This window comes from Pseudomonas sp. NBRC 111138, from assembly GCF_001320835.1.
GTDB classification, from domain to species: Bacteria; Pseudomonadota; Gammaproteobacteria; order Pseudomonadales; family Pseudomonadaceae; genus Aquipseudomonas; species Aquipseudomonas paracarnis.
On the sequence record NZ_BCBO01000134.1, the window covers coordinates 1 to 20,321 of the forward strand.

13 protein-coding genes, 1 other RNA gene and 1 pseudogene are annotated in these 20,321 nt (G+C 61.0%); 8 read left to right on the forward strand and 7 right to left on the reverse strand.

All coding sequences use genetic code 11. The features are described from left to right. Positions 1 to 24: 24 nt before the first annotated feature. Positions 25 to 1,485 carry a D-alanyl-D-alanine carboxypeptidase/D-alanyl-D-alanine-endopeptidase gene (gene dacB, locus APH41_RS23150; protein ID WP_054921721.1) on the reverse strand — a complete coding sequence of 487 codons (1,461 nt, stop codon included), beginning with the start codon at positions 1,483 to 1,485 and terminating at the stop codon, positions 25 to 27. Between the two features lie 236 nt (positions 1,486 to 1,721). Between dacB and APH41_RS23155 the strand changes: the two genes are divergently transcribed. Then, a complete protein-coding gene (locus APH41_RS23155; protein WP_003193255.1) occupies positions 1,722 to 2,066 on the forward strand; it encodes a YggL family protein in 345 nt (114 codons plus the stop codon). A gap of 37 nt (positions 2,067 to 2,103) precedes the next feature. Here the strand turns inward: APH41_RS23155 and APH41_RS23160 are convergent, their stop codons facing one another. Further along, the gene (locus tag APH41_RS23160; RefSeq protein WP_054921723.1) at positions 2,104 to 3,294 is read right to left on the reverse strand and encodes a benzoate/H(+) symporter BenE family transporter; all 1,191 of its coding nucleotides are present in this window, start codon (positions 3,292 to 3,294) and stop codon (positions 2,104 to 2,106) included. A gap of 222 nt (positions 3,295 to 3,516) precedes the next feature. Here APH41_RS23160 and APH41_RS23165 point away from each other — a divergent pair, with 222 nt between their 5' ends. Beyond that, positions 3,517 to 4,281 (forward strand): GntR family transcriptional regulator, encoded by a 765-nt coding sequence (locus APH41_RS23165; protein WP_014719469.1) that lies wholly within the window; start codon positions 3,517 to 3,519, stop codon positions 4,279 to 4,281. Positions 4,282 to 4,432: 151 nt separating this feature from the next. Here the strand turns inward: APH41_RS23165 and guaD are convergent, their stop codons facing one another. The 4 genes from guaD to xdhA all read right to left on the reverse strand — a co-directional run bounded on the left by guaD (position 4,433) and on the right by xdhA (position 10,522). After that, entirely contained in the window at positions 4,433 to 5,737 is a 1,305-nt protein-coding gene (gene guaD, locus APH41_RS23170) for a guanine deaminase (protein ID WP_034128375.1), read from the reverse strand. Between the two features lie 12 nt (positions 5,738 to 5,749). Further along, positions 5,750 to 6,589 (reverse strand): xanthine dehydrogenase accessory protein XdhC, encoded by an 840-nt coding sequence (gene xdhC / locus APH41_RS23175; protein ID WP_034128376.1) that lies wholly within the window; start codon positions 6,587 to 6,589, stop codon positions 5,750 to 5,752. A gap of 65 nt (positions 6,590 to 6,654) precedes the next feature. Then, positions 6,655 to 9,081, reverse strand: coding sequence for a xanthine dehydrogenase molybdopterin binding subunit (xdhB, locus tag APH41_RS23180; protein WP_054921725.1), 2,427 nt, complete (start codon positions 9,079 to 9,081; stop codon positions 6,655 to 6,657). Beyond that, positions 9,074 to 10,522 (reverse strand): xanthine dehydrogenase small subunit, encoded by a 1,449-nt coding sequence (xdhA, locus tag APH41_RS23185; RefSeq protein ID WP_054921727.1) that lies wholly within the window; start codon positions 10,520 to 10,522, stop codon positions 9,074 to 9,076. The genes xdhB and xdhA overlap by 8 nt, the downstream gene beginning before the upstream one ends. 280 nt (positions 10,523 to 10,802) lie before the next feature. On the opposite strand from xdhA, the gene APH41_RS23190 reads away from it, so the two are divergent. The 4 genes from APH41_RS23190 to ligA all read left to right on the forward strand — a co-directional run bounded on the left by APH41_RS23190 (position 10,803) and on the right by ligA (position 18,530). Next, positions 10,803 to 11,462, forward strand: coding sequence for a GntR family transcriptional regulator (locus APH41_RS23190; protein ID WP_034128379.1), 660 nt, complete (start codon positions 10,803 to 10,805; stop codon positions 11,460 to 11,462). A gap of 2 nt (positions 11,463 to 11,464) precedes the next feature. Then, a complete protein-coding gene (gene smc / locus APH41_RS23195; protein WP_054921729.1) occupies positions 11,465 to 14,953 on the forward strand; it encodes a chromosome segregation protein SMC in 3,489 nt (1,162 codons plus the stop codon). 259 nt (positions 14,954 to 15,212) lie between these two features. After that, a complete protein-coding gene (zipA, locus tag APH41_RS23200) occupies positions 15,213 to 16,076 on the forward strand; it encodes a cell division protein ZipA (RefSeq protein WP_054898611.1) in 864 nt (287 codons plus the stop codon). 87 nt (positions 16,077 to 16,163) lie between these two features. After that, positions 16,164 to 18,530, forward strand: coding sequence for an NAD-dependent DNA ligase LigA (gene ligA, locus APH41_RS23205; RefSeq protein WP_054921732.1), 2,367 nt, complete (start codon positions 16,164 to 16,166; stop codon positions 18,528 to 18,530). A gap of 120 nt (positions 18,531 to 18,650) precedes the next feature. On the opposite strand, the pseudogene APH41_RS29500 reads toward ligA, so the two are convergent. After that, a pseudogene (locus APH41_RS29500) lies at positions 18,651 to 18,740 on the reverse strand (outer membrane lipoprotein carrier protein LolA); the annotation flags it as partial. A 77-nt stretch (positions 18,741 to 18,817) separates the two neighbouring features. Here APH41_RS29500 and APH41_RS23215 point away from each other — a divergent pair. Then, positions 18,818 to 19,984 carry a putative zinc-binding metallopeptidase gene (locus APH41_RS23215; protein ID WP_034128384.1) on the forward strand — a complete coding sequence of 389 codons (1,167 nt, stop codon included), beginning with the start codon at positions 18,818 to 18,820 and terminating at the stop codon, positions 19,982 to 19,984. Between the two features lie 98 nt (positions 19,985 to 20,082). Next, positions 20,083 to 20,179, forward strand: an RNA gene (gene ffs, locus APH41_RS28520) — signal recognition particle sRNA small type. Positions 20,180 to 20,321: the final 142 nt, after the last annotated feature.

Genomic DNA, 20,321 nt, shown 5'->3' on the forward strand with positions numbered 1-20,321 from the left:
CGATCAGACAGGGTAATGGGGTGCTTAGAGAACCGGCGCGGCCGCAACGGCCTTCGGCTGGCGATACAGGTCCAGCAGCACCTGATCCAACACCGATGACGCCCCCCAAGGCTTGGAGTCGTTGAGAATAGCCACCACCGCCCAGGTATTGCCATTGTTGTCGCGGCTGTAACCGGCAATGGCGCGTACGGTGTTCAAGGTGCCGGTCTTTACGTGGGCTTCGCCGCGCAGGGCTGTGGTTTTCAGGCGTTTACGCATGGTGCCGTCGGTGCCGGCGATCGGCATCGAGCTGATGTACTCTGCTGCATAAGGGCTTTTCCACGCCGCTTGCAGCATGGCCGCCATCTCTCGGGCGCTGACCCGTTCGGCGCGGGACAGGCCGGAGCCGTTTTCCATCACCAGGTGCGGCGCGGTGATGCCTTTTTTGGCCAACCACTGGCGCACGACACGTTGCGCGGCCTTGGCATCGTCGCCATCGGCATCGTTGCGAAACTGTGCACCCAGGCTCAGGAACAACTGCTGGGCCATGGTGTTGTTACTGTATTTGTTGATGTCACGGATGATCTCCGCCAGGTCCGGCGAGAAGGCGCGCGCCAGCACCTTGGCATCCTTGGGCACCGGTGCCTGGATATCACGGCCCTGGATGGTACCGCCCAACTCTTTCCAGATCGCCCGCACGGCGCCTGCGGTGTAGGTGGCGTGGTCGAGCAGCGACAGGTAAGTCTGCGAGCTGCAGCCATCACCCAGTTGGCCGCTGACGGTCACGGTCACGCTGCCGTCGGCGGCGGTCACCGGGCTGTAGCGCACGTCACCGGTGCACTGCTTGGCGTTGGTGACTTTCACCTGGTTGTCGATGCGAATGCTGGCAATCGGCGGCTCGACCGATACGATCACCCGCCCCGAATCATTGCGGGTCACGAAGCGCAGGGCCTTTAGGTTGACCAGCAAGGCGTCGGGCTTGACCAGAAACGGCTTGTTCTCATCGTTGCCGTCGTCGTTGAACTCGGGTAATTGCGGCTGGTTGAAGAAGTTACGGTCCAGGACCAGGTCGCCGGTGACTTGTTGCACGCCATTAGCGCGCAGGTCGCGCATCAGCAGCCAGAGCTTTTCCATGTTCAGCTTGGGGTCGCCGCCGCCCTTGAGGTACAGGTTGCCACGCAATACGCCGCCGCTGAGGGCGCCATCGGTGTAGAACTCGGTCTTCCACTGATGGTTGGGGCCGAGCATTTCCAGGGCCGCGTAAGTGGTGACCAGCTTCATGGTGGAAGCCGGGTTCACCGAGACGTCGGCGTTGAAAACCGTAGGGGTACCAGGGCCGTTCAGGGGCAGCATCACCAGGGACAACGCGGTATTTTGCAGCTTGGCTTTCTGCAAGGCCTGCGCAACGCTGGGTGGCAGGGTGTTATTGACGGGAGCAGCGGAAACGGAAAAGGCCAGGGGCAAGACAACACTGGCAAGTAACACTGAACGCAAAGATTTGATCATAAGAAATAAAACCCTACTGCTGAGGAGGGTGAAAAAGGCGAGGGGTACGGAAGAAAATCCCTCATTGGTCACGAAAGTGTCGGCATTATGCCCCAAGCTGGCGCTGCTTGTAGCTGAACGATAGCCGCTAATTGCGGTTTTTTTGCGCGCATTTGCCCGTCGGTCCCAGAGAGTCGGGCAATTGCCGCCTTAAACTGCTAAAGTGCCGCCCGTTAATACTTATGAGGATTGTTCCAATGGCGACTAACCGTTCCCAGCGTCTGCGCAAAAAACTGTGCGTTGATGAATTTCAAGAGCTGGGTTTCGAACTGAACCTGGACTTCAACGAAGGCCTGAGTGAAGAAGCTATCGACGCTTTCCTCGAAGCATTCATCAAAGAAGCCATGGAAGCCAATGGCCTGGGCTATGTCGGCGGCGATGACTACGGTCTGGTTTGCCTGCAAAAGCGTGGCTCGGTCTCCGAAGAGCAGCGTGCTGCGGTCGAAGCCTGGCTGAAAACCCGTTCCGAGCTGACCAAGGCTGAAGTCAGCCCGTTGCTGGACGTGTGGTATCCGGAAAAGCCGATCAACGCGGCTAAGTGATACTGAAAAAAACGGCGACCTGAGGGTCGCCGTTTTTTTATGCCTTGCGCCAATTCAGAATCAGCAGCGTCAACACCCCCGCCACAATCCCCCAGAACGCCGAACCGATGGAAAACAACGTCAAGCCTGACGCCGTGACCATAAAGGTAATCAGCGCCGCTTCCCGTTCCTTCGGCTCATTCATGGCGATGCTCAAGCCATTGATGATCGAGCCAAACAACGCCAACGCCGCAATCGACAGCACCAGTTCCTTGGGCAGGGCTGCGAACAGTGCTGCCAGCGTGGCGCCGAATACCCCGGCAATCCCATAGAACACCCCACACCACACCGCAGCGGTGTAGCGCTTGTTGCGGTCTTCATGGGCGTGCGGCCCGGTGCAGATCGCGGCGCTGATCGCCGCCAGGTTGATGCCGTGGGAGCCGAACGGTGCCAGCACCAGTGACGCCAGGCCGGTGATGGTGATCAACGGCGAAGCCGGCACGGTGTAGCCGTCGGCTCGCAGCACGGCTACGCCGGGCATGTTCTGCGAGGTCATAGCCACCACGAACAGCGGAATGCCGATGCTGATGGTCGCCGCCAGCGAGAAGTGCGGCGTCGTCCAAACAGGCGTCGCCACCTCCAGATGAAAACCGCTGAAATCCAGCAGCCCCATCATCCCTGACAAGGCGGTACCGATGAGCAAGGCGGCCAGCACGGCATAACGCGGCGACAGGCGCTTGATGATCAGGTAGGTGAAGAACATCCCCAGCACCAGCCCGGTACGATGCTGGGCTGCGACGAAAATCTCGCTGCCGATCTTGAACAGGATCCCCGCCAGCAACGCCGCCGCCAGTGACGCCGGAATCCGCTTGACCAGTTTCTCAAAGCTGCCGGTCAACCCGCAGAGCGTCACCAGTACCGCGCAGGTGATGTAGGCACCGATGGCCTCGCCATAGCTCACGCCGCCCAGGCTGGTGATCAGCAGCGCCGCGCCAGGGGTGGACCAGGCGATGGTGATCGGTGTGCGATAGCGCAGGGACAGGCCGATGCTGCACACCGCCATGCCGATGGAAATCGCCCAGATCCACGAAGAAATCTGCGCCGTGGTCAAGCCGGCGGCCTGGCCGGCCTGGAACATCAGCACCAGGGAGCTGGTGTAGCCGGTCATCATGGCGATAAAGCCGGCGACGACGGCCGACGCAGAAGTGTCGGCCAGCGGGCGCAAGGGCGCTTGGGTGGCGTCGGTCATGGAGAGGTGTTCCTTATTGCCGGGAATTTGCCGCTGGCGGCTCTGATTCAAGCCTAAACTCAAACGTAACGAGTCATTGCAATACAGCCGAGGCCGCAAACAGCCGTACAGTGTGTTGGCGCAGTGGGTTGTGTACAATGTGCGCTGTTTTTAGGTGATACTTGCCAGCGACACGCTGTTGCCGTATTACCGTTAATTCGCCGTTCTCAAACCCGAGTGCTCATGAACGAACAGTTGCAACCTCTCAAGAAACAACCGCGAGCCGGCAAGGCCGGTCGCAGCGGAACCCAGGACGATATCGTCTATGCGCATATCTTCGAGGCGATCCTTGAACAACGCCTGGCGCCCGGAACCAAATTGAGTGAAGAGGCACTGGGCGAGATCTTCGGCGTGAGCCGCACCATCATTCGCCGTGCGCTGTCGCGCCTGGCCCATGAAAGCGTGGTACTGCTGCGGCCCAATCGCGGTGCGGTGGTTGCCAGCCCAAGCGTCGAAGAAGCGCGCCAGGTGTTCATGGCACGGCGCCTGGTGGAGCGGGCGATCACGGAGTTGGCGGTGCAGCACGCCACGGCCGAGCAGTTGGCCGAGTTGCGCCAGATGGTCAACGACGAGCGCGACAGCTTCTCGCGCGGTGATCGCGGCGCCGGTATCCGTCTCTCTGGCGAATTCCATTTGAAGCTGGCCGAAGCCGCGAAGAACGCGCCGCTGATCAGCTTCCAGCGCAGCCTGGTGTCCCAGACGTCATTGATCATCGCCCAGTACGAAAGCGGCAACCGCTCCCACTGTTCCTACGATGAGCACACCCAGTTGATCGACGCGATCGAAGCCCGGGATGCGACGTTGGCGGTGAACTTGATGATGCATCACATGGATCACATCGACAGCAAGCTCAACCTCGATGAAGAGAGTGCGTCGGATGATTTGCATGCGGTGTTTTCGCATCTTTTACAGACTAAAAAACCTGGGCGCTCGTCTGTAAAGTTGTAAACCCAATCAAATGTGGGAGCGAGCTTGTGTGGGAGCCGGGCTTGCCCGCGATGCAGGCGCCGCGGTGTATCAGTTACACCGCGGTGATGCTATCGCAGGCAAGCCAGCTCCCACACAAGCCAGCTCCCACATTGGTTGTATGTAGCTTGAATCAGCGCTGGTGCACCAGTTGCCCGGCTGCATAGGTTTGCAACACCGTCCGGTCATCCCCCAACGTCATCAGCACAAACAACGTCTCGGCAATGTTATTGGCCTGTTTCAGGCGATAGCTCAGCAGCGGCGTGGCGTTGTAATCCAATACCAGGAAGTCTGCATCGGTACCCGGCTGCAACGTGCCGATCTTGTCTTCCAGGCGCAGCGCTCGAGCGCCGCCCAGGGTTGCCAGGTACAGCGACTTGAACGGGCTCAAGCGCGCACCTTGCAGCTGCATGACCTTGTACGCTTCGTTCAGGGTTTGCAGCAGCGAGAAGCTGGTGCCGCCGCCCACGTCGGTGCCCAGGCCCACGTTCAAGTTGTGTTTCTCGGCCATCGGCAGGTTGAACAACCCACTACCGAGGAAGAAGTTCGAAGTCGGGCAGAACGCCACCGCCGAACCGGTCTCTGCCAGCCGTGCGCATTCGTCGTCGCACAGGTGTACGCCGTGGGCAAACACCGAGCGCTCGCCGAGCAGCTTGTAATGGTCGTAGACATCCAGGTAGCCGTTGCGCTCCGGGAACAGCTCATTGACCCACTCGATTTCCTGCTTGTTCTCGCTGATGTGGGTCTGCATATACAGGTCTGGGTATTCGCCCAGCAACTGACCGGCCAGCGTCAGTTGCTCCGGCGTGCTCGTAGGGGCGAAGCGTGGCGTCACCGCGTAATGCAGGCGCCCCTTGCCGTGCCAGCGTTCGATCAGCGCCTTGCTTTCCTGGTAGCCGGATTCGGCGGTGTCGGTGAGGTAGTCCGGCGCGTTGCGGTCCATCATCACCTTGCCGGCGATCATGCGCAGGTCGAGTTTCTCGGCCGCTTCAAAGAATGCATTCACCGATTGCGGGTGCACGCTGCCGAACACCAGCGCTGTGGTGGTGCCGTTGCGCAGCAGTTCCTTGATGAAGATATCGGCGACTTCTTCGGCGTGAGCCTTGTCGGCAAACTGGCTTTCACAGGGGAAGGTGTAGGTGTTGAGCCAGTCCAGCAACTGCTCGCCATAGGCGCCGACCATACCGGTCTGCGGCAGGTGGATATGGGTGTCGATCAAGCCAGGGGTGATCAGCGCGTCCTGGTAATGGGTGATGTCGATATCGGCGGGCAGGCTCGGCAGCAGGTCGCTGGCGTGCCCGAGGGCACTGATCTGGCCGTTGTCGATCACCAGCAGGCCGTCCTCGAAATATTCATAAGAGGCTTCGATCCCCACGATGGCAGGGTCGGCGATGCTGTGCAGGATGGCGGCACGGTAGGCTTTGCGAGTCAAAGGCATGATCGTCTCAATTCAGATAGCGTGGCTGCGGCGCGAAGCCGGCAGCAGTTTGGCAATAGGTTCGGCGCCGGCAAGATGCTGGCCGAAATTGGCGTTATAGGTGGCGATGATTTCACCGGCGATGGAGATGGCGATCTCCACCGGAAGCTTGCCCTTGACCTCGGGGAGGCCCATGGGGCAACGCATGCGTTGCAACTGCGCGGCGTCAAAGCCGCGATCACGCAGGCGGTGTTCGAATTTGACCCGCTTGGTTTTCGAGCCGATCAGGCCGAAGTAGGCGAAGTCGTTGCGCTTGAGCAGGGCGGCGGTCAGTTCCAGGTCCAGCGCGTGGTTGTGGGTCATGACGATGCAGTAGCTGCCTGCAGGCAGGTCGGCAATTTCGTCGACCGGCTCTTCGCTGACAATTTTACGCACGCCTTCGGGGATGTGCTGCGGGAATTCCTGCTCGCGGGAATCGATCCAGCGCACCCGGCAGGGCAGACTCGCCAGCAATGGTACCAACGCACGGCCGACGTGGCCGGCGCCAAACACGGCGATGTGCGCTTGCGCCTGGCCCATGGGTTCGAACAGCAGCACGGTCACGCCGCCGCAGCACTGGCCCAGGCTGGCGCCGAGGCTGAAGCGCTCCAGATGGGTGTTCTGCTGGCCGCGCACCAGCATGTCCCGGGCGATCTGCATCGCCTTGTATTCCAGGTGCCCGCCGCCGATGGTGTCGAAGGTGTGCGCGGCGCTGATGACCATCTTGGAACCGGCGTTGCGCGGGGTTGAGCCGAGTTCTTCGATGATGGTGACGAGCACGCAGGGTTCGCCCTGGTTTTGCAGGGTGGCGAGGGCGCTGATCCAGTTGTCCATGTCTACCTCCAGTCAGATCGTTCCCACGCTCCGCGTGGGAATGCATACCGTGACGCTCAGCGTCACTAGAGCGGACGCACAGCGTCCAGAGCGGCATTCCCACGCTCCGCGTGGGAACGATCAACAGCCTTTAGCGCCCGCAACTGCCGCATCTGTTCACATCCCCACAACACCCGCTCGGGCGTGGCCGGCGCATCGATCCTGGGCTGCTGGCGATAGTCAGCCAAGCTCGCCACCGCATCCTTGATTGCACACCACGAAGCAATCCCGAGCATGAACGGCGGCTCGCCCACGGCCTTGGAATGGAACACCGTGTCCTCCGGGTTCTTGCGGTTCTCTACCAGCTTCACCCGCAAGTCCAGCGGCATGTCGGCCACTGCCGGGATCTTGTAGCTCGCCGGGCCGTTGGTCATCAGCTTGCCCTTGTTGTTCCACACCAGCTCTTCCATGGTCAGCCAGCCCATGCCCTGGATGAAGCCGCCTTCCACCTGGCCGATGTCGATGGCTGGGTTCAGCGAAGCGCCGACGTCATGCAGGATGTCGGTGCGTAGCATCTTGTATTCACCGGTCAGAGTGTCGACGATCACTTCGCAGCAAGCAGCCCCGAAGGCGTAGTAGTAGAACGGTCGCCCGCGTGACTGGCTGCGGTCGTAGAAAATTTTCGGGGTTTTGTAGAAACCTGTGCTGGAGAGCGATACCTGGGCGAAATACGCCTGCTGGATCAACGCCTCGAAGCTCAGGATCTGCTCGCGCACGCGCACATGGCCGTTGCGAAACTCCACGTCCGCCTCGCTTACGTCGTACTTGCGCGCCGCAAACTCCACCAGGCGCTGCTTGATGGTTTCGGCCGCATTCTGCGCGGCCTTGCCGTTCAGGTCGGCGCCGCTGGAGGCAGCGGTGGGCGAGGTGTTGGGTACCTTGTCGGTGTTGGTGGCGGTGATCTGGACGCGGTCGATTTCGACCTGGAATACCTCGGCCACGACTTGCGCGACCTTGGTATTCAAGCCCTGGCCCATCTCGGTGCCGCCGTGGTTCAGGTGGATGCTGCCATCGGTGTAGATATGGATCAGCGCGCCGGCCTGGTTGAGGAAGCTGGCGGTGAACGAAATACCGAATTTCACCGGGGTCAGCGCCAGGCCTTTTTTCAGGATCGGGCTGTGGGCGTTGTACAGGCGGATCGCTTCGCGGCGCTCGGCATATTGGCTGCTGGCTTCCAGTTCGGCGGTCATTTCTTCGAGCATGTTGTGCTCGACGGTCTGGTAGTAGTGGGTGACGTTGCGTTCGGTCTTGCCGTAGTAGTTGGCCTTGCGCACCGCCAACGGGTCTTGGCCCAGATGGCGCGCAATGGCGTCCATTACCTCTTCGATGGCGACCATGCCTTGGGGGCCGCCGAAGCCGCGATAGGCCGTGTTGGAGGCAGTGTTGGTCTTGCAGCGATGGCCATTGACCGTGGCGTCGCCCAGGTAATACGAGTTGTCGGCGTGGAACATGGCGCGGTCGACAATCGAGTTGGACAGGTCCGGCGAACAACCGCAGTTACCCGCCAGATCCAGGTTGATGCCGTGCAGTCGGCCGTTGTCGTCAAACCCCACGTCGTATTCGATATAGAAGGGGTGACGCTTGCCGGTCATCAGCATGTCTTCGACCCGTGGCAGGCGCATCTTGGTCGGCTGGCCAGTGAGGCGCGCCACCACGGCGCACAGGCATGCCGGGCTGGCGGCCTGGGTTTCCTTGCCGCCGAACCCGCCGCCCATGCGGCGCATGTCCACGACAATCTTGTTCATCGACACGTCAAGCACTTCGGCCACCAGCTTCTGCACTTCGGTGGGGTTTTGCGTGGAACAGTAGACGATCATGCCGCCGTCTTCGGTGGGCATCACCGATGAGATCTGGGTTTCGAGATAAAAGTGTTCCTGGCCACCGATATGCAAGGTGCCCTGGATACGGTGCTTGGCACTCGCCAGCGCAGTGGCCGAATCGCCGCGCTGGTGGGTGTGGCTGTCGAGCACGAAGTGCTTGTTGCGAAACGCCTCGACCACATCCAGTACCGGTTCCAGGTCTTCATATTCGATCACCGCCGCCATCGCCGCCTTGCGGGCGGTCTCCAGGTCGCGGGCGGCCACGGCCAGTACCACCTGGCCCACGAACTGCACGGTGTCGATGGCCAGCAGCGGGTCGCCGGGCATCAACGGGCCAATGTCTTTCAGTCCCGGTACGTCTTCATGGGTGATGGCAATGCGTACGCCGTCGAAGGCGTAGCAGGGCGCGGTGTCGATGCTGATGATCCGGGCATGGGCGCGGTCGGACATGCGCGCATACAGGTGCAACTGGTTGGGAAATTCCAGGCGGTCGTCGATGTACTGCGCTTCACCGCTGACGTGCTTGGCGGCGCTGTCATGCTTGACGCTGCGACCTACCCCGGTGGTGAGGTCCTGGGCAAAGAGTGCGGCAAGTTCGGCCTGGGTTTTTACCACGGCGTGATGGTTAGACATAAGCGGTCACCCGAGTCTCGATGTGCGGCGTTTGCAGTTCGATGAAGTATTTGCGCAGCAGGTTCTGCGCGCTGAGCAGGCGGTATTCCTTGCTGGCGCGGAAGTCCGACAGTGGGGTGAAGTCCTGTGCCAGTGCGGCGCAGGCTTTCTCGACCGTGGCCAAGTTCCAGATGGCGCCCACCAACGCGGCCTCGCAATTTTTTGCGCGTTTTGGTGTGGCTGCCATGCCTCCGAAGGCAACGCGAGCCGCGCTGATCACACCGTTGTCGATGTTCAGGTTGAACGCTGCGCACACCGCGGAAATATCGTCGTCCAGTCGCTTGGACACCTTGTAGGCCCGGAACAGCGTGTGGCCCTTGGGCACGATGATGGTCTCGATGAACTCGCTGTCCTGGCGCGCGGTGACGCGGTAGTCGATGAAGTAGTCTTCCAGCGCCAGGGTGCGGCGGGTGTTGCCTTTGCACAGCACGATCTGGGCGCCCAGGGCAATCAGCAGCGGCGGCGAATCACCAATGGGCGAAGCGTTGCCAATATTGCCGCCCAGGGTGCCCTGGTTGCGGATTTGCAGGGAGGCGAAGCGCTGCAGCAGTTCGCCGAAGTCCGGGTATTCGTGGTGCAGCGCGGCGTAGCAGTCGGAGAGGGCGGTGGCCGCGCCGATTTCCAGGCGGTCGTCGAACTGCTCGATGCGCTTCATGGCTTCAATGTTGCCGACGTAGATCATCACCGGCAGGGTGCGGTGGAACTGGGTGACCTCCAGCGCCAGGTCAGTGCCGCCGGCCAGCAGGCGGGCTTGCGGGTAGGCGTCATAGAGGTCGGCCAGGTCGGCGACGGTCAGTGGCACCAGGCAGCGCTTGTCACCGCTGTTGAGTTCACCGGTTTGCGTCGGCGCGATGGCTTTGAGGCGGGCGATGGTTTCAGCCTGGCGGCTGTCGAATTGATCCTGGGGCTTGTTGCAGCAGGCCTGTTCGGCGGCGGCGAGGATCGGGCGATAACCGGTGCAACGACACAGGTTGCCGGCCAGGGCTTCATGGGCTTTCTGGCTGTCGGGTGCATCGCTGTTCTTTTGCAGGGCAAACAGCGACATCACAAAACCTGGGGTACAAAAGCCGCACTGCGAACCGTGGCACTCGACCATGGCCTGTTGCACGCTGTGCAGTTGGCCCTGGTGCTTGAGGTCTTCGACGCTGATCAGTTGTTTGCCGTGCAGTGACGACACGAACGTCAGGCAGGAATTGAGGCTGCGATAACGAATCTGCTCGACGCCTTGCTCGTCGGTGTGCAACTCGCCGACCACCACGGTGCACGCGCCACAGTCGCCGCTGGCGCAACCTTCCTTGGTACCGGATTTGCCCACATGCTCGCGCAGATAGTTGAGCACGGTCAGGTTGGGGTCCAGGGCGTGCTCGCTACGGAGTTCCTGGTTAAGTAAAAACTGGATCACGGAAGGCCTCGCAGACTCATTATTGTTGTTAACCGCTTTGCGCCGAATCTAGTCATGTCTGACTTTTCGGTCAATGGTTTTCTGACCTAAGGGTCAAGAAAATACGATCACAACACTTTCAATTATGGTTCAGTCTTCTGGAACCGGCGTTTTTGGCGGCTTACAGGCTTTCAACGTTGCTTATTTCGTGCCAAATTCGCCAAGGTTGGCGTAGCGCCATCAGCGGGCCAATGCGCTACACTGCCGCGCTTGTACCGATAGCAGATTTCGAAGGGAAAACATGACGTTCAAGGCGCCGGACAGTCTCGCCGAGCAAATTGCTCACCACCTCGCCGAACGTATCATTCGCGGCGATCTCATGCCTGGGGAGCGAATCCAGGAACAGAAAGTCACGCTGGCGCTCAACGTCAGCCGTGGTTCCGTGCGCGAAGCTTTGCTGATCCTTGAGCGCCGCCATCTGATTGCGATCCTGCCGCGCCGTGGCGCCCACGTCACCGAACTCACCGCGCACAAGGTGCAGAGCCTGTGTACGTTGATGGGCGAGATGTACATCCTGCTCGGCAATGCGGTTGCCGAAGGCTGGCAGACCCAGGCCGACATGGCGCCGTTTCTGCAGATCCAGCAACGCCTTCAATTGAGCCTGGAGCGTGAGGACATCCGCGCTTTCGTCGAAGAAAGCTTCAATGTGATGCGCGCTGCGTACCCCTTCGCCAACAACCCGTATTTGCAGGAAACCGTCGAAAACCTGCAACCGGCGATGAACCGCGCCTATTACCTGGCGCTGGATCAGCGCAAGGCGTCCATGAGCGAGTTCCTGGCGCTGTTCGAGCAATTGCTCGCCGCAGTACTGGCCCGTGACCTGGTGCAGATTCGCCTGGTGCTCACAGCCTATTGCCAGCGCAGCAGTTCGCTGGTCATCGCAGCCTTGGCGGACGCCTAAGCGTGCGGCTCAAGTGCATCAAGTTGGCGGGGTTCAAATCCTTTGTCGACCCGACCACCGTCAACTTCCCCAGCAACATGGCGGCGGTGGTGGGGCCCAATGGCTGCGGCAAGTCGAACATCATCGACGCCGTGCGCTGGGTGATGGGCGAGAGCTCGGCGAAAAACCTGCGCGGCGAGTCGATGACCGACGTCATCTTCAACGGCTCCACCAGCCGCAAGCCGGTGAGCCAGGCCAGTATCGAACTGGTATTCGATAATTCCGACGGCACCCTGATCGGCGAATACGCAGCCTACGCGGAAATTTCCATCCGTCGTAAAGTCACCCGCGACAGCCAGAACAGTTACTTCCTCAACGGCACCAAGTGTCGCCGTCGCGATATCACCGATATCTTCCTTGGCACTGGCCTGGGCCCGCGCAGCTACTCGATCATCGAGCAGGGCATGATCTCCAAGCTGATCGAAGCCAAGCCCGAAGACCTGCGCAACTTTATCGAAGAAGCGGCTGGCATCTCCAAATACAAGGAGCGCCGCCGCGAGACTGAAAACCGTATCCGCCGCACCCACGAAAACCTCGCCCGGCTGACCGACCTGCGCGAAGAGCTGGAGCGCCAGCTCGAACGCCTGCACCGCCAGGCCCAGGCCGCCGAGAAGTATCAGGAATACAAGGGTGAAGAGCGCCAGCTCAAGGCGCAATTGTCGGCCCTGCGCTGGCAAGCATTGAATGACCAGGTGGGCCAGCGCGAAGCGATTATTGGCACCCAGGAAGTCAGTTTTGAAGCGCTGGTGGCCGAGCAGCGTAATGCCGACGCCAGCATTGAGCGCTTGCGTGACGGCCACCATGAGTTGTCCGAGCGCTTCAATCTGGTGCAAGGCCGCTTCTATTCGGTGGGCGGTGACATTGCCCGGGTCGAGCAGAGTATCCAGCACGGCCAGCAGCGTTTGCGCCAGTTGCAGGATGACTTGAAGGAAGCTGAACGCGCGCGCCTGGAAACCGAATCGCACCTGGGCCATGACCGTACCTTGCTGCTGACCCTGGGCGAAGAGCTGGACATGCTCACCCCCGAGCAGGAAATCACCAGCGCCGCCGCCGAAGAAGCCGCCGCCGCCCTGGAAGAATCCGAAGCCACCATGCACGGCTGGCAGGAACAGTGGGACGCCTTCAACCTGCGATCCGCCGAGCCACGCCGCCAGGCCGAGGTGCAGCAGTCGCGCATCCAGCAGTTGGAAACCAGCATGGAACGCCTGGCCGAGCGCCAGCGTCGGTTGCAGGAGGAGCGCGTATTGCTCGCTGCCGATCCGGAAGACGCGGCGATCATGGCGCTGAGCGAACAGCTGGCCGAAAGCGAAATGACCCTGGAAGAGCTGGAGGCCAGCGAAGAACAGCAAGTGGAGCGCCTGGAGCAACTGCGCCAGCAATTGCACACCGCGACCCAGGCGCAGCAGCAAGCCCAGGGCGACTTGCAGCGGCTCAATGGTCGGTTGGCTTCGTTGGAAGCCTTGCAGCAGGCCGCGCTCGACCCAGGCACCGGCACCGCCGAATGGCTGCGCGACCAGCATTTGGCCGAGCGCCAGCGCCTGGCTGAAGGCTTGAAAGTCGAAGCCGGCTGGGAACTGGCGGTGGAAACCGTGTTGGGTGCCGATCTGCAAGCGGTGCTGGTGGATGATTTTGCGGGTTTCGACCTGGTCGGGTTTGCCCAGGGCGATTTGCGCCTGCTCAGCCCGGCGCCCGAGGGTGCACGGGTGCCGGGCAGCTTGCTGGACAAGGTCGAGGCGGCGATGGATCTGTCGCCATGGCTGGGCCAGGTCAGGCCCGTGGAGACCCTTGAGCAAGCCTTGGCCCAACGCGGCCAATTGGCGGCCGGCGAAAGCTTGATCAGCCGCGATGGTTATTGGGTCGGCCGCCACTTCCTGCGCGTGCGCCGCGCCAGTGAGGCGGAAAGTGGCGTATTGGCCCGTGGCCAGGAAATCGTCAACCTGAGCGCCGAGCGTGAAGAACGCGAAGCCACACTGGAAAGCCTGGAAACCGAACTGCAAACCCTGCGCGCTACCCAGCGCCAGCAGGAAACCGGCCGCGAACACCTGCGTCGGCTGTTGCAGGACGAAGCGCGCCAGCAAGGCGAGTTGAAAGCCCAACTTTCCGCGAGCAGGGCCAAGGTCGAGCAATTGACCCTGCGCCGCACCCGTCTTGACGAAGAAGTGGCCGAGATGGGCGAACAGCGCGCCCTGGAACATGAACAGATCGGTGAAGCGCGCCTGCACTTGCAGGAGGCCCTCGACAGCATGGCCCTGGACACCGAACAGCGCGAGTTGCTGCTGGCCCAGCGCGACAGCCTGCGCGAGCGCCTTGACCGCGTGCGCCAGGAAGCCCGGCAGCACAAGGACCACGCCCATCAGTTGGCCGTACGCCTGGGCTCGTTGCGCGCCCAGCATGATTCCACGCGCCAGGCCCTTGAGCGCCTGGAGATGCAGTCCGAACGCCTGACCGAAAAGCGCGAGCAACTGAGCCTCAACCTGGAGGAGGGCGAGGCGCCGCTGGAAGAGCTGCGCCTCAAGCTTGAGGAATTGCTCGACAAGCGCATGACCGTCGATGTCGAACTCAAGACCGCCCAGATCGCCCTGGAAGACGCCGACCGTGAACTGCGCGACGCCGAAAAGCGTCGCACCATGGCCGAGCAGCAATCGCAGTTGATCCGCGGCCAGCTCGAACAACAGCGTATGGAATGGCAAGCCCTCACCGTGCGCCGCAAGACCTTGCAAGACCAATTGCTGGAAGACGGCTATGACCTGCACGGCGTGCTCAACACCCTGACCGCCCAGGCCAACGAGAAAGACGCCGAAGAAGAACTTGAACGGATTGCCGCACGTATTCAACGCCTGGGCGCGATCAACCTCGCCGCTATCGATGAGTACCAGCAGCAGTCCGAGCGTAAACGTTATCTGGATGCCCAGGACGCCGATCTGGTTGAAGCCCTGGACACCCTGGAAAACGTGATCCGCAAGATCGACAAGGAAACCCGCAACCGCTTCAAAGATACCTTTGATCAGATTAATGGCGGTTTACAGGCGTTATTCCCAAAAGTTTTCGGTGGTGGCAGCGCCTACTTGGAACTGACGGGCGAAGATCTACTCGATACAGGGGTAACGATCATGGCGCGGCCTCCGGGCAAGAAGAACAGCACCATCCATTTATTGTCTGGCGGCGAAAAAGCCCTGACCGCATTGGCCCTGGTATTTGCCATCTTCAAGTTGAACCCGGCGCCGTTCTGCATGCTCGACGAAGTTGACGCGCCGCTGGATGACGCTAACGTTGGACGCTACGCTCGGTTGGTCAAAGAGATGTCCCAGACCGTGCAGTTCATCTATATCACCCACAACAAGATCGCCATGGAAATGGCCGACCAGTTGATGGGGGTGACGATGCATGAGCCGGGATGTTCGCGATTGGTAGCGGTGGATGTGGAAGAGGCGATGGCGATGGTGGAATCCTGAGCCACGCTGGGAGAGAGAATTTACAGCACGCTGTAGGGCGATTTACCGGCCTGGGGAAAGTGGCAAATGGACATATTTGTTCAAGGCATTTTGACAGACGGTGTAAAGTTATCTTTGGTCGTGCTAGTTTAATGTCAATTTTTCGTGTGCGTGGGCAAAACGTCAGTCAGAACATAGAGTTGGCGCCACGTTTTAAAGCGGTTTGCACGGTGCTAAACCCCTTATTTTTCAGCATTTTTTATTAGAGGCACGGGATTACATGGAAATCGGTCTGCGCGAGTGGCTGATCGTCATCGGCATTATTGTCATTGCCGGTATTCTTTTTGATGGCTGGCGCCGCATGCGCGGTGGCAAGGGCAAGCTCAAGTTCCGGCTGGACCGAAACCTGTCCAACTTGCCTGATGACGACGGCGCCGCCGAGCTGCTGGGGCCGCCCCGTGTGCTGGATACCCATAAAGAGCCGCAACTGGACGAGCACGACCTGCCGTCGATGAGCGCCCCGCTGCGTGAAGCCCGCGAGCCGTCGTCCAAGCGTGGCAAGCGCGGTAGCGCGGCGGTTGCCGAGCCGCACCAGGGCGACCTGAACCTCGACGTCGATGATGGCCCGAGCTTCAGCAGCCGCGATGACGATTTCCCGGACGAGACGTCCGCCAAGAGTGCGGCGCGCCAATCGGTCAACGATCAGCCGGCTGCCGAAGAAGTCCTGGTCATCAGCGTGATCTGCCGCGACGCCGGCGGTTTCAAAGGCCCGGCACTCTTGCAGAACATCCTCGAAAGCGGCCTGCGTTTTGGCGAGATGGATATCTTCCATCGTCACGAAAGCATGGCCGGTAACGGCGAAGTGCTGTTCTCCATGGCCAACGCGGTCAAGCCGGGCACGTTCGATCTGGACGATATCGACCTGTTCAGCACCCCGGCGGTGAGTTTCTTCCTTGGCCTGCCAGGCCCGCGTCACCCCAAACAAGCGTTCGACGTGATGGTGGCCGCTGCCCGCAAGCTGTCCCAGGAGCTCAACGGCGAGCTCAAGGACGACCAGCGCAGCGTGCTCACCGCCCAGACCATCGAACACTACCGTCAGCGCATCGTCGAGTTCGAGCGTCGCGCCCTGACACAGAAACGCTGAGGATCGATCTTAAGCGTTGTCTGTAGAATCCGTGCACTAACATATTGAGCAGCTTCGGCTGCTCTTTTGCTTTATGAGAGAACACCCATGACCGCCGCCCAAACCCGCATCCTCGAACTGCGCGCTGAGCTGGATCAGCACAACTATCGCTACCACGTCCTCGACGAGCCGAGCATTCCGGACGCCGAATACGACCGCCTGTTCCACGAGCTCAAGGCCCTGGAGGCCGAGCACCCGGAACTGGTGACGCGTGACTCACCGACGCAGCGGGTCGGCAGTGCGGCATTGTCGGCGTTCACCCAGGTCAAGCACGAGATCCCGATGCTCAGCCTGGGCAACGCCTTCGATGAAACCACCATGCTGGAGTTTGATCGCCGGGTCACCGAGGGCCTTGATCTGCCGGTGGGCGATCTATTTGGCGCTGGCGCGGCGGTGGAATACAGCTGCGAGCCGAAGCTGGATGGCCTGGCGGTCAGCCTGCTGTACCAGGATGGCGAGCTGGTGCGCGGTGCCACCCGGGGCGACGGCACCACCGGCGAGGACATCAGCGTCAATGTGCGCACCGTGCGCAATATCCCCCTGAAACTGCACGGCACGGGCTGGCCAGCCACCCTGGAAGTGCGCGGTGAAGTGTTCATGTCCAAGGCCGGTTTCGAGCGGTTGAACGCCTCGCAACTGGAAGTGGGCGGCAAGACCTTCGCCAACCCGCGCAACGCCGCGGCGGGCAGCCTGCGCCAACTGGATTCGAAGATCACCGCCAGTCGCCCGCTGGAATTCTGCTGCTATGGCATCGGCCAGGTGACCGCGGATATCAGCGACACCCATATCGGCAACCTCAAGCAGTTGCAGAAGTGGGGTATGCCGATCAGCCACGAATTGAAGCTGGCCAAGGGTATCCAGGAATGCCTGGACTACTACCGCGACATCGGCGAGCGCCGCAATGCGCTGGGCTATGAAATCGACGGCGTGGTGTTCAAGGTCAACAGCATTGCCTACCAGCGTGAACTGGGCTTCCGTGCCCGCGAGCCGCGCTGGGCGATCGCGCACAAATTCCCGGCCATGGAAGAACTCACCGAGCTGCTCGACGTGGAGTTCCAGGTCGGTCGTACCGGTGCGGTCACGCCGGTGGCGCGCCTCAAGCCGGTCAAGGTGGCCGGCGTGACCGTGTCCAATGCCACCCTGCATAACATGGACGAAGTGGCACGCCTGGGGCTGATGATTGGCGACACCGTGATCATCCGCCGCGCCGGTGATGTGATTCCGCAGGTGGTCTCGGTGGTCACCGAGCGCCGCCCGGAAAACGCCCGCGCCGTGCAGATCCCGCAGAATTGCCCGGTGTGCGGTTCCCATGTGGAGCGCACGCAACTGGTCAAGCGTAGCAAGGGCAAGGAAACCGTCAGCGAAGGCGCGGTGTACCGTTGCGTCGGGCGCCTGGCCTGCGGTGCGCAACTCAAGCAGGCAATCATTCATTTCGTCTCGCGCCGGGCCATGGACATCGACGGCCTGGGCGACAAGACCATCGAGCAACTGGTGGATGAACAGCTCATCGGTTCGCCGGCCGATCTCTACAAGCTCAAATATGAACAGATCATCGACCTGGAAGGCTTTGCCGATATCTCCAGCAAGAAGCTGATCAGTGCCATCGAAAACAGCAAGACTCCGACCCTGGCACGCTTTATCTACGCCTTGGGCATTCCCGATGTGGGCGAGGAGACGGCCAAGGTCCTGGCGCGCTCGCTGGCGTCCCTGGAGCGCGTTCAAAAGGCGTTGCCAGAGGTGCTGACGTACTTGCCGGATGTAGGTCTGGAAGTGGCCCATGAGATCCATAGCTTCTTTGGAGACGGGCACAACCAGCAGGTGATTGGCGCGCTATTGTCACCGGACGAATGCGGTTTGCAATTGCAAGAGCAGGGCGAACTCAGCGCGGAATTCGCCGCGAGCACCACCTTGGGCGGTTTGCTCGACAAGCTGCACGTGCCGTCGGTGGGGCCAGGTGCTGCGCAGAAACTCGCGGACAAGTTCGGTTCGCTGGAAGGCGTCATCAAGGCTGACTGGCTCGATATGCGCCAGGCGCTGCCCGAGAAGCAAGCCAAGGCTGTGCGGGACTTTTTCGATAATGCCGACAACGCTAGCCATGCCCTGGCCATCGAGCAGCAGCTCAAGGACTTTGGTATGCATTGGCAGAGCGAGAAAAAGGTCGTTGAAGGCTTGCCCGAAGCCGGGCACACCTGGGTACTCACGGGCTCCCTGGAGCTGATGAGCCGCGATGTGGCCAAGGACAAGCTCGAAAGCCTGGGGGCCAAGGTGGCCGGTTCCGTTTCGGCGAAAACCCACTGTGTGGTGGCGGGACCGGGCGCTGGCTCGAAACTGGCCAAGGCCAATGAGCTGGGCCTGAAAGTACTGGACGAAGAGGCCTTCGTCGCCTTCCTGGCCAAGCACAACATCACCGTCTGATTGATCGTCCCCACGCTCCGCGTGGGAACGCATCCTGTGACACTCCGCGTCACGGCCTTCGCGCAGACGCAGAGCGTCCAAGGCGGCATTCCCACGCGGAGCGTGGGAACGATCTCTCAACACTGTAGGAGCGAGCTTGCTCGCGAAGAACCGGAGGACGCCGCTGTGAACCAGGCAGCCCGCGTTATCGTTGATGATCTTCGCGAGCAAGCTCGCTCCTACAGGGAGCAGTTGAACGATCCCGAGCGAGAAATGATCTAGTCTCTGTCACCCAGGGAGAGATCGCCATGTTCCGCTACTTCGAGCAACTCAGCACGCGCATCGCCGCTCCGTTCATGGCCGAAACCTCGCGCAACAGCAAGGTGTGGCAATGCCGGTGTGGCCAGTCGCTGTTTTTTCGCAACAGCCAGTGCCTGGCCTGCCAGGCGGCATTGGGTTACCAGCCGCAGCAAAGCCGCCTGTCGTCCTTGCAACCTGGGCCGGCGGTCGGTACTTGGCTGGCGGACGATAATCTCGATGCCGGCGCATTCCGGCGCTGTGCAAACCTCGATTCACCCGCCGCCTGCAACTGGCTGATTCCTGCCCACAGCACCGCGCCGTTGTGCGTGGCCTGTAGCCTGAACCGCACCATTCCTGATCTCTCGGTTCCGGAAAACCCCGAACGCTGGCGCAAGGTTGAAACCGCCAAGCGCCGCTTGGTGGCGCAACTGATCAGTCTAGGCCTGCAAGTGGTGCCCAAAAGCGTTGACGAAGAGGCTGGCCTGGCCTTCGACTTCATCGGTATCGACCTGGAAGGCAACGCGCCCACCACCGGCCACGCCAATGGGCTGATCACCCTGGACATCAAGGAAGCCGACGACGCCCACCGCGAAAAAGTCCGTGTACAGATGCGCGAGCCATACCGGACCTTGCTTGGCCATTTTCGCCATGAAGTCGGCCATTACTACTGGGATCGCCTGATCGCCAACAGTCACTGGCTCACACCTTTTCGCAACCTGTTCGGCGACGAACGCGCCAGTTATGCCGAGGCCCTCGACCGGCACTACCAGAACGGCCCGCGCCCGGACTGGCAACTCACCTGCGTGAGCGCCTACGCCACCATGCACCCCTGGGAAGACTGGGCCGAAACCTGGGCTCACTACCTGCACATGATGGACGCCGTGGACACGGCCCTGGGCTTTGGTATGAGCGCCCGCGAGATGGACCTGGATTACCAGCCATTCCCCCTGACCACGCTCTACGACCCTCAACACCCTGGCGGCCCGGCATTCCTCTGCTTCGTCAATGCCTGGATCGAACTGGCCGGCATGCTCAACGAACTGTCCCGCGCCATGGGCCAGCCGGATTTCTACCCCTTCGTGCTGCCGCCCGCGGTGATTGCCAAGCTGCACTTTATTCACCTGGTCATCCAGGAAGAGGGCGGCAGGGCCGATGGGGTTATGGCAAGTGCTTGAGCCTTCTCATTTTTTAATCCGGAACCAACGGTTGTAACTTCCGATGAGATGGGTACAATGGCGCGGCTTGCCGAGAGGCAGCGTCGTTATGGTGACCCCATCGGTCCCCCCGCAACGATTACCCGTGAACCTGGTCAGAGCCGGAAGGCAGCAGCCACAGCGGGAACATTGTGTGCCGGGGTGTGGCTGGTGGGGTTGCCTCCATAACGCTCCCTCCTGCAGTCCCTTCTAAAACTCAAGTTATTTTCAGCCAGTCATCTGTGATGCTTCTTGCACAGTGCATGACGGTCATTTCGCGTCTAGTGGCATACTCCCAAGCGTCTCTTTCCCTGGCTAC